The 12596-nt window shown below is 72.9% G+C and carries 10 protein-coding genes; 3 read left to right on the top strand and 7 right to left on the bottom strand.

Annotation, left to right across the window (positions count from 1 at the left end; genetic code table 11):
* Positions 1 to 53 precede the first annotated feature (53 nt).
* The 4 genes from ACZ518_RS03310 to ACZ518_RS03295 form a co-directional block, all read right to left on the bottom strand.
* Positions 54 to 1511: a catalase gene (locus tag ACZ518_RS03310; RefSeq protein WP_469111310.1), complete on the bottom strand. Its 1458-nt coding sequence runs from the start codon at positions 1509 to 1511 to the stop codon at positions 54 to 56.
* Positions 1512 to 1559: 48 nt separating this feature from the next.
* Complete coding sequence (locus ACZ518_RS03305; RefSeq protein WP_469111309.1) at positions 1560 to 3689, bottom strand: SpoIIE family protein phosphatase; 2130 nt, start codon at positions 3687 to 3689, stop codon at positions 1560 to 1562.
* 251 nt (positions 3690 to 3940) lie between these two features.
* Complete coding sequence (gene fomD, locus ACZ518_RS03300) at positions 3941 to 4663, bottom strand: cytidylyl-2-hydroxypropylphosphonate hydrolase (RefSeq protein WP_469111308.1); 723 nt, start codon at positions 4661 to 4663, stop codon at positions 3941 to 3943.
* 129 nt (positions 4664 to 4792) lie between these two features.
* Positions 4793 to 6196 carry a class II fumarate hydratase gene (locus tag ACZ518_RS03295; protein WP_469111307.1) on the bottom strand — a complete coding sequence of 468 codons (1404 nt, stop codon included), beginning with the start codon at positions 6194 to 6196 and terminating at the stop codon, positions 4793 to 4795.
* A gap of 107 nt (positions 6197 to 6303) precedes the next feature.
* Here ACZ518_RS03295 and ACZ518_RS03290 point away from each other — a divergent pair, with 107 nt between their 5' ends.
* Entirely contained in the window at positions 6304 to 7833 is a 1530-nt protein-coding gene (locus ACZ518_RS03290) for a ricin-type beta-trefoil lectin domain protein (RefSeq protein WP_469111306.1), read from the top strand.
* A gap of 59 nt (positions 7834 to 7892) precedes the next feature.
* On the opposite strand, the gene ACZ518_RS03285 is transcribed toward ACZ518_RS03290, so the two are convergent.
* The 3 genes from ACZ518_RS03285 to ACZ518_RS03275 form a co-directional block, all read right to left on the bottom strand.
* On the bottom strand, positions 7893 to 8660 hold the full coding sequence (locus ACZ518_RS03285) for a glycerophosphodiester phosphodiesterase (protein WP_469111305.1): 768 nt from the start codon (positions 8658 to 8660) through the stop codon (positions 7893 to 7895).
* Positions 8661 to 8732: 72 nt separating this feature from the next.
* The gene (locus ACZ518_RS03280; RefSeq protein ID WP_469111304.1) at positions 8733 to 9347 is read right to left on the bottom strand and encodes a hypothetical protein; all 615 of its coding nucleotides are present in this window, start codon (positions 9345 to 9347) and stop codon (positions 8733 to 8735) included.
* Between the two features lie 139 nt (positions 9348 to 9486).
* Positions 9487 to 11151 carry a fumarate hydratase gene (locus ACZ518_RS03275; RefSeq protein WP_469111303.1) on the bottom strand — a complete coding sequence of 555 codons (1665 nt, stop codon included), beginning with the start codon at positions 11149 to 11151 and terminating at the stop codon, positions 9487 to 9489.
* Positions 11152 to 11301: 150 nt separating this feature from the next.
* Here ACZ518_RS03275 and ACZ518_RS03270 point away from each other — a divergent pair, with 150 nt between their 5' ends.
* Both ACZ518_RS03270 and ACZ518_RS03265 read left to right on the top strand, forming a co-directional pair.
* Complete coding sequence (locus tag ACZ518_RS03270; protein WP_469111302.1) at positions 11302 to 11988, top strand: DUF1707 SHOCT-like domain-containing protein; 687 nt, start codon at positions 11302 to 11304, stop codon at positions 11986 to 11988.
* Positions 11989 to 12119: 131 nt separating this feature from the next.
* The gene (locus ACZ518_RS03265) at positions 12120 to 12521 is read left to right on the top strand and encodes a WhiB family transcriptional regulator (RefSeq protein WP_469111301.1); all 402 of its coding nucleotides are present in this window, start codon (positions 12120 to 12122) and stop codon (positions 12519 to 12521) included.
* Positions 12522 to 12596: the final 75 nt, after the last annotated feature.

Genomic DNA, 12596 nt, shown 5'->3' with positions numbered 1-12596 from the left:
ACACGGCCGCGGCCCCGCAGCGAACACGCTGCGGGGCCGCGGCCGTTCCCGCTTCAGAACCGCGCCGCGATCCGGTCGCCGAGGTCCTGGTCGATCGCCCGCCAGTACTGGAAGGCCCGCTCGCGCACCGCCGCGCTCACCCCGTCCGCCAGGTGCCCGGCGGCGTTCGACACCAGCCGCTCGCGCGCCGCGTCGTCCAGCACCCGCCGCACCAGCGTCCCCGCCTGGCCCCAGTCGCCGTCCTCGGCGTGGCGGGAGCGGGCCTCCCGCACCAGCTCCCCCGCCGCCGCCCACCCGTACGGCCCGCCGGACCGCCCGCCGTCCGCGGCCGGTCCGCCGTAGGAGTTGGGCGCGTACGGGCGCGCCGCCGCCGAGGGCTCGAAGCGCATCGGCCCGTCCTTCGCGTACGAGTTCACCGCCGAGCGGGGCCGGTTCGGCGGCAGCTGGGCGTAGTTCGGGCCGATCCGGTACCGGTGCGCGTCCGGGTACGAGAACAGCCGGCCCAGCAGCATCCGGTCCGGCGACGGGCCGATCCCCGGCACCAGACTGGACGGCTCGAACGCCGCCTGCTCCACGTGCACGAAGAAGTCCTCCGGGTTGCGGTCCAGGGTGAGCCGGCCCACCTCGATCAGCGGGTGGTCGCCGTGCGGCCACACCTTCGTCACGTCGAAGGGGTCGAACCGGTAGTCCGCCGCGTCCTCGAAGGGCATCACCTGGACGTACATCGTCCAGCTCGGCGGCTCCCCGCCGCGGACCGCCTCGAAGAGGTCGCGGCGGTGGAAGTCGGGGTCCTCGCCCGCGATCCGGTCGGCGTCGGCCTGCGTCAGGAACTCCACGCCCTGGTCGGTCCTCAGGTGGTACTTCACCCAGAACCGCGCACCGCCCCCGCCCACCCACTGGTAGGTGTGCGAGCCGTACCCGTTCATGTGGCGGTACGTACGCGGGATCCCCCGGTCGCCCATCAGCCAGGTCACCATGTGCGCCGACTCGGGGGAGAGGGTCCAGAAGTCCCACTGCATGTCGTGGTCGCGCAGCCCGCTGTCCGGGCGGCGCTTCTGGGAGCGGATGAAGTCCTGGAACTTCTGCGGGTCCCGGACGAAGAACACCGGCGTGTTGTTGCCGACCAGGTCGTAGTTGCCGCACGCGGTGTAGAACTTCAGGGCGAAACCGCGAGGGTCGCGCCAGGTGTCGGGCGAGCCCTGCTCACCGGCCACCGTCGAGAACCGGGCCAGCACCTCCGTACGGCGGCCCGGCTGGAAGAGGTCCGCGAAGGTGAACTCGCTGACGTCGTTCGTCACCTGGAAGACCCCGTACGCGCCCGCCCCCTTGGCGTGCACCACCCGCTCCGGGACCCGCTCCCGGTTGAACTGGGCCATCTTCTCGATCAGGTAGTGGTCCTGGAGCAGGACCGGCCCGTCGGGCCCCACGGTCAGCGAGTGGGCGTCGCTCGCCACCGGGATCCCGGCACCGTCCGTGGTGCACGGGATCCGCTGCGCGTCGTCCTGGCTCACGGGCGTCCTCCGCGGGAGTAGCCGGCTCGTGCCGCGTACTCCTGACAGTCAACGCCGCTCGTGCGCCCCCGGCAACGGGAGCTCGAACCAGACCACCTTTCCGCTGCTCAAACGGGTCGCCCCCCACCGCCGGGCCAGGCGGTTGACCAGGAACAGGCCGCGCCCGCCCTCGTCGGTGTCCCGGGCCCGCCGCTGGCGCGGCAGCTGCGGGGAGTCGTCACCGACCTCGCAGCGCAGCACGTCCGTGCGCAGCAGGCGCAGCGTCACCGGCCGCTCCGCGTACCGGACGGCATTGGTGACCACCTCGCTGACCAGCAGCTCCAGCGAATCGCCCAGCTCCTCCAGGCCCCAGCGGGCCAGCGCGCGGCGGGCGAACCGGCGGGCCCGGCCCGGAGCGGTCTCCTCCGGGTCCAGGAACCAGTACGCCACGTCGCTGGGTGCGATGCCCTCGAAGCGGGCCGCGAGCAGCGCGATGTCGTCGTCCCGGTCGCCCGGGCCCAGCATGTCCAGCACGTCGTCGCAGAGGGCCTCCAGCGGCGGCGAGTGGTCCAGCCCGGTCAGCTGCGCGGTGGCCGCGAGGCGTTCGCGCAGCTGCTCGATGCCCGTCCACACGTCCCGCAGCCGGGACTCCACCAGCCCGTCCGTGTACAGCAGCAGGGTGGCCCCGGCCGGGGCGTCCAGCTCCACCGCCTCGAAGTCCACGCCGCCGACCCCGATGGGGGCGCCCGGCGGGACGCGCAGCACCTCGGCGCGGCCGCCCAGGTGCAGCAGCACCGGCGGCGGGTGGCCGGCGTTGGCGATGGTGATCCGGTGCGAGACGGGGTCGTAGACCGCGTACAGGCAGGTGGCCATGCGGTCGGAGCCCAGCCGCTGGGCCTGCTCGTCCAGGTGGTGCAGCACCTCGGCCGGCGGCAGGTCCAGCTGCGCCAGGGTCTGCGCGGTGGTGCGCAGCTGGCCCATGATCGCCGCCGAGGTCATGGAGTGGCCCATGACGTCGCCGACGACCAGCGCGACCCGGCTGCCCGGCAGCGGTATGGCGTCGTACCAGTCGCCGCCCACCCGGGCCGTCTCGGCGGCGGGCAGGTAGCGGGAGGCGAGGCGGACCCCGGTGGGCTGGGGGAGGCCGTCGGGCAGCATGGTGCGCTGGAGCTCGTCGGCGATGTACGCCTCGCGCCCGTAGAGCACGGCCTTGTCGATGCCGAGCGCGGTGTGCGTGGCCAACTGCGCGGCGACGAGCAGGTCGTTCTGCTCGAACGCGTCCCGGTCGGGGGTACGCAGGAACACGGCCGCGCCGATCACGCGCCGGCGGCCCCGCAGCGGGGCCAGGATGGCCCGCTGGCCGCGCGGCACGGGATGGTCGGTGCCCAGCAGCTCCGGGAGCGCGCCCTTGGCCCCGGCGGCCGACCCGAAGACCGGCCGTACGCCGCGCAGCACCTCGGCGAGGGCCCCGCCGGGGCGGATCTCGCACAGCTCGGCCGCGGGCAGGTCACCCTGCGGGCCGACCAGCGGCAGCTGGCTGAAGTCGAGCTCGCCGGCGGCCCCCGCGGCCCCGGCGCCCTCGGCGCCCTCGGTCAGCTCGTCGATCGGCCGGAGCCGGTCGGTGCGGCGCAGCCTTAAAACGACCGGGCCGACGGGCCGCTCGTCGCCGACGGGCAGCGGGTCGCGCAGGTAGACGAGGATGGCGTCGGAGAACGTCGGCACGGTCGCCCGGCACAGGCCGAGCACGATCTCGTCGAGGTCGATGCCGCGCGCGATCCGGCGCGTGGCGGCGCCGACGAAGCGCAGCCGGTCGCCCTCGCGGCGGGCCACGCCGACCTCGCCGGGGCCGGCACCCGCGCCGGAGCCCGCGAGCGGGACCGCCCGTACGGCCGCCGCGGCGGCCCCGTCGCCGGCCGGCTCGCCGCCCGGAGCCCCGTCGGCCTGCCCGCCGGCCGGGGTGCGCCGGCCCGCGTTGCGCGCGGCCTCGCCGTCCCGGCCGCGCGCCGCGGCCGCGCGGGTGTCCGCCGGGCCGTGCCCGGAGCCCTCGCCGGTGGTGCCGCGCGGGCGCGGGAAGTCGGCATGCGTGCGTACGGCCTCGGCGGCCGCGATGGGGGCCTTGCCGTGGCCGAGCTCATCCGTACCTCCGCCGGAGGCGACGGTGGGCTGCGGGCCCTCCTGGGAGGTGGGGTACTCCGTCACGCGTGGAATTCCGTCCGTTTGCGCTCGATGTGCGCTGCACTCAACTCGGTCAGTCGCGGTATACCCGCTCAGCGGCGGGGGCACCATCACCCCCGGGTACCGCGTCCCGCTCGTTACCTTTCGCTCGCGTCGACCTCCGGTCAAGTCCCGGTCGCCCCAGGTCATTTACGGATGCGGGACCGGTGGGGCCCCTCGTGCACGACCTGCGGAGGACGATCCTACGTTTGACCCCCGGGGGCGCATCAAGGGTCTCATGAGGTCATATGCGCCGGGGTGCGGTCCCAGTCCTCGGGCAGAACCGGAACACCCCAGGCCGGATCGGGCCTCCAGTCCTGCCATCCGTCGCAGAACGGAGCCCCCCAGGCCTTGACGACCTCCACCGCCGCGCGCCCCGCGCCGACCACCCGGAGCGCCTGGTCCTGGTCCATCAGCCCGATCCGCTGCGCCTGCGCGAACTCGTCCTCGTCCAGCCACTTCCAGCTGCGGTCCGGGTAGACCGCGATGTCGAGGAAGTGGTCCACGGAGTCCACCCCGCCGGCCCACCGGGTACGCGGCTCCTCCAGGTTGACGTACCAGTTCCGCAGGTGCCAGCCGTCGTCCCAGAACAGCCAGACCGACCACGGCTCCCCGGGCCGGGCCAGCTTCAGCACGCCCCCGCCGAACCAGCGCGAGCGCGCGGTGGTGCGCGGCGCGGTGTACCGGGTGGCGAGCGGCTCCCGGTGCACCGGACTGCCGTCGGCCAGAACCGGCTTGACGCATTCGGTGCCGGGCGCCATCCACACCGCGAGCAGCTCGTCGGTGTCGCGCACCACCGTCACCGGGCGGGCGATGTGGAACTGGCCGTCCGGACCCGGGGCGTGGTCGCGGTAGCGCCAGAGGATCTGCGCCCCGGGCGCCCAGCGCTGCTCCGGCACCGCGCCCACCGCGGCGGGCCGCGCCGCGCCGCCCCCGGACCCCCCGTACGTACCTGTCATGCGCAGATCTTAGGGCTGCGGCCCCGCGGGATGCTGCGGTGCAGGTCACGGTGGGGGTCCCCCCAGCGGAGCCGGGGGAGGGTCCGGGGGCGGTAAACGACCGGATTCGGCCCCAGTCCGGAACCGATTTCAGGGTCGGGTCATCCGCAGTACGTCGAGCGCCTCGTCCAGCTGCGCGAGGGTGAGCGCGCCCCGGTCGACGTAGCCGGACTCCAGCACGACCTCCCTGATCGTCTTCCGCTCGGCGAGCGCCCGCTTGGCCACCTTGGCCGCCTCCTCGTAGCCGATGTACCGGTTGAGCGGGGTCACCACGGAGGGCGAGGACTCGGCGTACTCCCTGGCCCGCTCGGAGTTGGCGGTGATCCCGTCCACGGTTCGGTCGGCCAGCAGCCGGCTCCCGTTGCCGAGCAGGCGGATCGATTCGAGGAGGTTCCGGGCCATCACCGGGAGCATCACATTGAGCTCGAAGTTGCCGGCGGCGCCCGCCACGGCGACCGTCGCGTCGTTCCCCATCACCTGGGCGGCGATCATCAGCAGGGCCTCGGGGACGACCGGATTGACCTTCCCCGGCATGATCGAGGACCCCGGCTGGAGATCCGGCAGATTGATTTCGGCCAATCCGGTGCGCGGGCCCGAAGACATCCAGCGCAGGTCGTTGCAGATCTTGGTGAGCGAGACGGCGATCGTACGGAGCGCTCCCGAGGTCTCCACCAGCGCGTCCCGCGCGCCCTGGGCCTCGAAGTGGTCGCGCGCCTCGGTCAGCGGCAGCCCCGTCGCGTCGGCCACCTCGGCGATCACGGCCGCCGAGAAGCCGGGCGGGGTGTTGATGCCGGTGCCCACCGCCGTACCGCCCAGCGGCAGTTCGGCCAGCCTCGGCAGGGCGGCCCGCAGCCGGTCGACGCCGTAGCGGACCTGGGCGGCGTACCCGCCGAACTCCTGGCCCAGGGTGACCGGGGTGGCGTCCATCAGGTGAGTGCGCCCGGCCTTGACCACCTCGGCGAACTCGGCCGCCTTGCGCTCCAGGGCGGCGGCGAGGTGCTCCAGGGCCGGGATCAGCTCGCGGGAGACCGCGGCGGTGGCGGCGATGTGGATCGACGAGGGGAAGACGTCGTTGGAGCTCTGCGAGGCGTTGACGTGGTCGTTGGGGTGGACCTCGCGCCCGAGCCGCTCGGTGGCCAGGGTCGCGATCACCTCGTTGGTGTTCATGTTGGACGAGGTCCCCGACCCGGTCTGGAACACGTCGACGGGGAAGTGCTCGTCCCAGCGCCCCTCGGCGACCTCGGCGGCGGCGGACCGGATCGCCCGCGCGACGTCCTCGTCCACCACCCCGAGCTTGGCGTTGACCAGGGCGGCGGCGGCCTTGATCCGGGCGAGGGCCTCGATGTGGGCGCGCTCGATGCGCTGCCCGGAGAGCGGGAAGTTCTCCACCGCGCGCTGGGTCTGGGCACGCCACTTGGCGTGTGCCGGGACCCGTACCTCGCCCATGGAGTCGTGCTCGGTCCGGAACGCCTGCGGCTGCTGATCGTCAGTCATCTTTGTAGCCTCCTCAAAAACTTGAGCAATTGTCTTGTTCGAACTGTTCCCATCTCCCCTACCGGCCAGTAAATACCGGTGGTAACACCGATATCGGGGAGGCGTTCATGGCACGTGCCCGCACGAAACCCACGCTCAGATCTACCTTCGTCGCCATCGCGGCGTTCGCGGCCGCCCTCGGGGGCGTCACCGCCGTCACCCCCATGGCCCAGGCCGCACCCGTCACGTCCGGCTCGATCGTCCCCCTCCCGCCGGAGCTGGAGGCCGTACGCGCCGCCGAGGCCACCAAGATCTACGGGGACCCGGCGATCCGGCCGCTCGCCGAGCGCAGGACCGGCCTCATCTCACTCGGCGACAGCGAGATCTCCGGCGAGGGCACCGGCAACTACGACCCTGCCACCAACACCTCGTCCAACCAGTGCCACCGCTCGCCCGACGCGGCCATCCACCGCACCGGCATCCCCGCCGACCTCACCTTCAACGTCGCCTGCTCCGGCGGCTACACGGGCAACATCCGCATCGGCGGCAGCAAGCAGTACGCCGACGAGCTCGTCCAGAGCGACAGCCTCGCCGTCAAGGCCCGCAACACGAAGATCAAGATGGTGCTGCTGGTCGCCGGGGCCAACGACGACCTCCAGTTCGGCCCCGTCATGACCGACTGCGTCACCCGCTGGGTGCTCAGCCAGGGCACCTGCGAACCCAAGTACGGCCCCGGCTGGCAGGCCCGCGTCGACGGACTCAAGCCCAAGGTCGAGGCCACCGTCGCCGACCTCAAGACCGTCATGCGCGACGCCGGCTACGCCGACTCCGACTACAAGCTCGTCGTCATGGGCTACCCCAGCCCCATCGGCCCCGACTTCAACGACAACCCGAACTTCCCCGGCAAGCTCCCCGGCGGCTGCGCCGGCTACGACTCCGACGCCGCCTGGGGCCGCAACCACGCCGTGCCCACCTTCGAGAAGGGCATGCGCGCCGCCGCCCTCGCCTCCGGCGCGGTCTACCTCGACAACTCGCGGCTCTTCCACGGCCACGAGGTCTGCATGGAGGACACCTGGGCCCGCGGCCTCTACCTCGACCTCGGGGACCACTTCCCCTGGGACGAGAACACCGCCCGCCAGTCCTTCCACCCCAACTACCGCGGCCACGGCGCCTTCGCGTCCTGCCTGACCCAGCTCTACGACTCCGGCCTGCGCGAGGCCTCCTGCGCCGACCCCGCGAGCACCGGCACCCCCGTACTCCAGGCCGGCGCCTGGGACTCCCTCTACAAGCCCCTCAAGAACGAGGCCACCGGCAACTGCCTCGACTCCTTCGGCGGCTCCAGCGCCAACGACACCAAGGTGGTCGGCTGGGACTGCCACGGCGGCCGCAACCAGGGCTGGTGGTACGACTCCGCCAAGAAGTCCCTCCACGTCGAGCTCACCCACGACCGCTGCCTCGACGCCCCGGGCGCCAACTACGGCGCCGGCACCGGACTGATCCTCTACAACTGCCACGGCGGCGCCAACCAGCAGTTCGTCCGCGACGGCGCCACACTCCGCCCCGCCGCCGCCCCCGGCATGTGCCTCACCGTCGCCGCCGCCCACGAGCAGCTGCGCCTCCAGCCCTGCAACGGCTCGGCGAACCAGCGCTTCGCGTAAGCCTCCCCCACGCCCCGGGGTGCGCCCGCCGGTCCCGGCTGGGCGCACCCGCCGGGCGCTCACATGTCGTCGAGCAGCTTGCGCACGTCCCGGGGCCGGTTGGTGATGATCGTGTCCACGCCGAGCCGGACGCACAGCTCCACGTCCTCGGGCTCGTCCACGGTCCACACCCGCACGGCCAGCCCCTTCGCCCTGAGCCGCCCCACCAGCCCCGGATCCCGCCGTACCAGGTCGATCCCCGGCCCCGCATGAGCGGCGAACGGGGGCCGCACCGGCCTGACCGTCCGCTCGATCAGGAAGACCGTCGGCAGCCCGGGCGCGAGCCGGTGCGTCCGGGTCAGCGCGTTCCGCGAGAAGCTCATCACCTCGACGCGCCCCGACGCCCCGTCCGCCAGCCCGTACTCCCGGAGCATCCGCACCAGCTCGGCCTCCAGCCGGCCGCCCGCCCGGGCCGGATGCTTGGTCTCGACCGCGAGCCCGACCGGATACGGCGCGGCCAGCGCCTCCCGCAGCAGGTCCTCGAAGAGCAGCACCCGCGCCCCGCGGTGCTCCTCGCCCTTCCACCGGCCGAAGTCGAGCGCGGCGAGCTCCGCGTACGTCATCTCGGACACCACCCCCCGCCCGTCGGAGGTCCGCTCCACCCGCCGGTCGTGCACGCACACCAGCTTCCGGTCGGCGGTCAGCCGTACGTCGCATTCGAGCGCGTCGGCCCCGTCGGCGATGGCCTGCCGGTAGGCGGCCATGGTGTGCTCGGGGTGCTCGTGGGAGGCCCCGCGATGGGCGACGACCCGCACGTCGCGGGCGGCGGGGAGCGGCATCTGCGTCATGCCCCAGACGTTATCCGGACGGGGTGTCCAGGCGGTTACCGCGGTCTTCACGGAGGGTCGCACCCGGGTGGGTCAGGGCTTCGGTATCGGGGACAGCGGGGCCGGGGTGACCTTGAAGCCGCCCTTCGTGACCTCCGTGAAGGGGGCCGGGGCCATGCAGGTGCCCACCGCCCCCTGGGTCGCCGTGCCGTCCGGCTTCATGTCGACGTTGGCGACACCCCAGGAGAAGCCGAGGCGGTCCGGCTCGCCGCGCTGGCCGTCCTGGACGCTGATGCCGATCCGCTTGCCCTCCCAGCCGACGTTCGAGGTCTTGACCACGGCCGTGACGGTGGCCGTCCTGCCGCCCGTGACCAGGCAGTCGATCTCCGCCTCGGCGGTGGCGGTGAAGCCGTTCTCCGCGTAGTGGTGGTAGACGGTCACCCGGCCCCGCGCGTCCGTCGGCAGGCCGTTCTCGCCGCCCGGGGCCGGGAACGGCCTGGTCCACGGGGTCGACTCGGCGTCGACCGTGAAGCGGATGTCGTCCTTGGGGGAGTAGGGGAAGAAGATCGTGCCGCCCCCGTGCACGGAGGCGAGCTTCGGTGCGGCCGGGGCGGCCGAAGCCGCCGGGACGGGCGCCGCCGCGACGAGGGCGGCCACGAGGGCGGCGGCGGTTCCGGCGAGGACTAGGGCGGACATGCGCTTCTTCATGCTGAACTCCCGTGTTCCAAGGGCTGTTTGGGTACCGGAACAGCCTCGCCGGGAGCCCGCCCCCCCTGCCATCTGCCGATGGACGGACATGCGTGAGGGCCCCTCCCCCGAATGGGGGAGGGGCCCTCGCGCTGCCGGGCTACAGACCCGGGCCGCGCACCGGGATGTGGGTGAACGTCGGCTCGGGGGCCGGGTTCTGGAAGAAGTCGTTGCCCTTGTCGTCCACGACGATGAAGGCCGGGAAGTCCTCGACCTCGATCTTCCAGACCGCCTCCATGCCGAGCTCCTCGTACTCCAGGACCTCGACCTTCTTGATGCAGTCCTGCGCCAGGCGGGCCGCCGGGCCGCCGATCGAGCCGAGGTAGAAGCCGCCGTGCGCGCCGCACGCGTCCGTCACCTGCTGCGAGCGGTTGCCCTTGGCCAGCATGACCTTGGAGCCGCCCGCCGCCTGGAACTGCTCGACGTAGCTGTCCATGCGGCCGGCCGTGGTCGGGCCGAAGGAGCCGGAGGCGTAGCCCTCGGGGGTCTTCGCGGGGCCGGCGTAGTACACCGGGTGGTCCTTGAGGTACTGCGGCATGCCCTCGCCCGCGTCCAGCCGCTCCTTGATCTTGGCGTGGGCGATGTCGCGGGCCACGACCAGGGGTCCGGTGAGGGACAGGCGGGTCTTGACCGGGTGCTTGGTCAGGGTCGCCAGGATCTCGTCCATCGGCTGGTTCAGGTCGATGGAGACCACGTCCGAGGACTCGTCCAGGTGGGAGTCCGTGGTGTCCGGCAGGAAGCGCGCCGGGTCCGTCTCCAGCTGCTCCAGGAAGACGCCCTCGGCGGTGATCTTCGCGACCGCCTGGCGGTCCGCCGAGCAGGACACGGCGATCGCGACCGGGAGGGAGGCGCCGTGGCGGGGGAGGCGGACGACGCGGACGTCGTGGCAGAAGTACTTGCCGCCGAACTGCGCGCCGATGCCGATCTTCTGGGTCAGCTCGAAGACCTGCTGTTCGAGGGCCTCGTCGCGGAAGCCGTGGCCCAGGGCGGAGCCCTCGCGGGGGAGCTCGTCCAGGTAGTGGGCGGAGGCGTACTTGGCGGTCTTCAGCGCGTGCTCGGCGGAGGTGCCGCCGACCACGATCGCGAGGTGGTACGGCGGGCAGGCCGCCGTGCCGAGCGAGCGGATCTTCTCCTCCAGGAACTTCATCATGGAGGCCTCGTTGAGGACCGCCTTCGTCTCCTGGTAGAGGAAGGACTTGTTGGCGGAGCCGCCGCCCTTGGCCATGAAGAGGAACTTGTACGCGCCGCCGTCGGTCGCGTACAGCTCGATCTGCGCGGGCAGGTTCGAGCCGGTGTTCTTCTCCTCCCACATGGTCAGCGGGGCCATCTGCGAGTAGCGGAGGTTCAGCTTGGTGTAGGCGTCGTAGATGCCGCGCGAGAGGGCTTCCTCGTCGCCGCCCCGCGTGAGCACGTTCTGGCCGCGCTTGCCCATGACGATCGCCGTGCCCGTGTCCTGGCACATGGGCAGGACGCCGGCCGCCGCGATGTTCGCGTTCTTCAGGAGGTCGAGCGCGACGAACTTGTCGTTCGAGCTGGCCTCCGGGTCGTCGATGATCCGGCGGAGCTGCGCGAGGTGCGCGGGGCGCAGGAAGTGCTGGATGTCGTGGATGGCCTCGGCTGCGAGCTGGCGCAGCGCTTCGGGCTCGACCTTGAGGAACGTACGGCCGTCGGCCTCGAACGTCGAGACGCCCTCCGAGGTCACCAGCCGGTAGGGGGTGGTGTCCTCGCCCAGGGGCAGCAGGTCGGTGTACGCGAACTCCGGCATTTGGGTAGCCAATCCTCACTCGGCAGACAGCGCTGGCGACCAATTGGCAGCGCGGACATCAAGCGTAGGACCTCTCGCGCCGGCTGTGTCTGTGAGGTAAGGCTCACCCAGCAGTATCGCGATCTATCGTGTCTGGCTATGCTGGGCGGCGTGGACATGGAAAAGCACCCCGCCGCCCCCGCGCCCGCCGCCCCCGCGCCCGCCCCCGCCGGCGAGGCCGCCGGGCTGCGCGCCTCCGACGCCGACCGGGACCGGATCGCGCAGATCCTCTCCGACGCCCTCGCGGAGGGCCGGCTGACCTCCGAGGAGCACTCCGAGCGCCTGGACACCCTGTACGCGGTCAAGACGGTCGGGGAGCTGGACCTGCTGGTGCGCGACCTCCCGGCCGCCACGGGCGGCCACCGGACTGCCGCGCCCGCCGCCCCCGTCGCGGCCACGGCCGCCGGCGGGCCCGTCGAGACGGTGGTCGCGGTGTGCAGCAGCTCCTCCCGCAAGGGCCGCTGGCGTCCCGGCGCCCGTACCCGTGCGGTATCGGTCATGGGCGACATCACCATCGACCTCACCGAGGCCGTCTTCGAGCAGCAGGTCACCGAGATCACCGTGACCAGCGTCCTCGGCAACGTCGAGGTCCTGGTCCCCGAGAACGTCACCCTGCGCGGCTACGGCAGCGGCGTCCTCGGCAACTTCGAAGTGCGCGGCGAGGGCGTCGCCGCCGACCCGCAGGCCCCCGTGGTGATCGTCCGCGGCTTCGCCCTGCTCGGGAACATCGAGGCCCGCCCCAAGCGCGGCGCCCGCCTCGTCGACCTGGCCGCGAAGCTCCGCAAGCCCCTGGACTGAAACCGACAGCGCGGCGGCCGGTTTCGGACGAACCGGGCCGCCCCGGTGGCACACGGTGCATAGGGGCACGCGCAGCGGGTAGGGACTGGTGCATCGTCTCTCGCTCGCGTATACGTCGTCAGGAGTAGACCGTGCCGCATCCGCCGCATCAGTCCCTGCAGGCAGCCGCCGTCCAGAGTCTTCCGACGCGCCCGGCAGCCGTGCCGAAGCCGCGGGATCCGGCCAGGGAAGAGGACGGCCCATGGCACGCCGAGGCCGTCTGCCGCAGGGACGAGGCGGGACTCTTCTTCGCACCGTCCAAGGAGCCGACCGCGGCCCGGCTCGCCCGCGAGGAGGCCGCCAAAAGGGTCTGCGCCCGCTGTCCGGTGATGGTCGCCTGCCGCGAGCACGCCCTGCTCCAGCCGGAGCCGTACGGGGTCTGGGGCGGGCTCACGGCCGCCGAGCGCCGGGTGGTGCTGGGGCGCAGGCGGCGCCGGGCCGCCGAGCTGCTCCCCGGCGCGGGTGCGCCCGGGCCGGTCGCCGCGGCGGGCTGACCGGCGCAGCCCCCGTCGCGGGCGTACCGGCCGTGGACGTACCGAAGGGGCGGCCCCCCGCACGGGGCCGCCCCT

Source organism: Streptomyces sp. NPDC033966, assembly GCF_055575955.1.
Note: the sequence above shows the minus strand (reverse complement) of the source record. Positions and strands in the feature narration are given on the sequence as shown.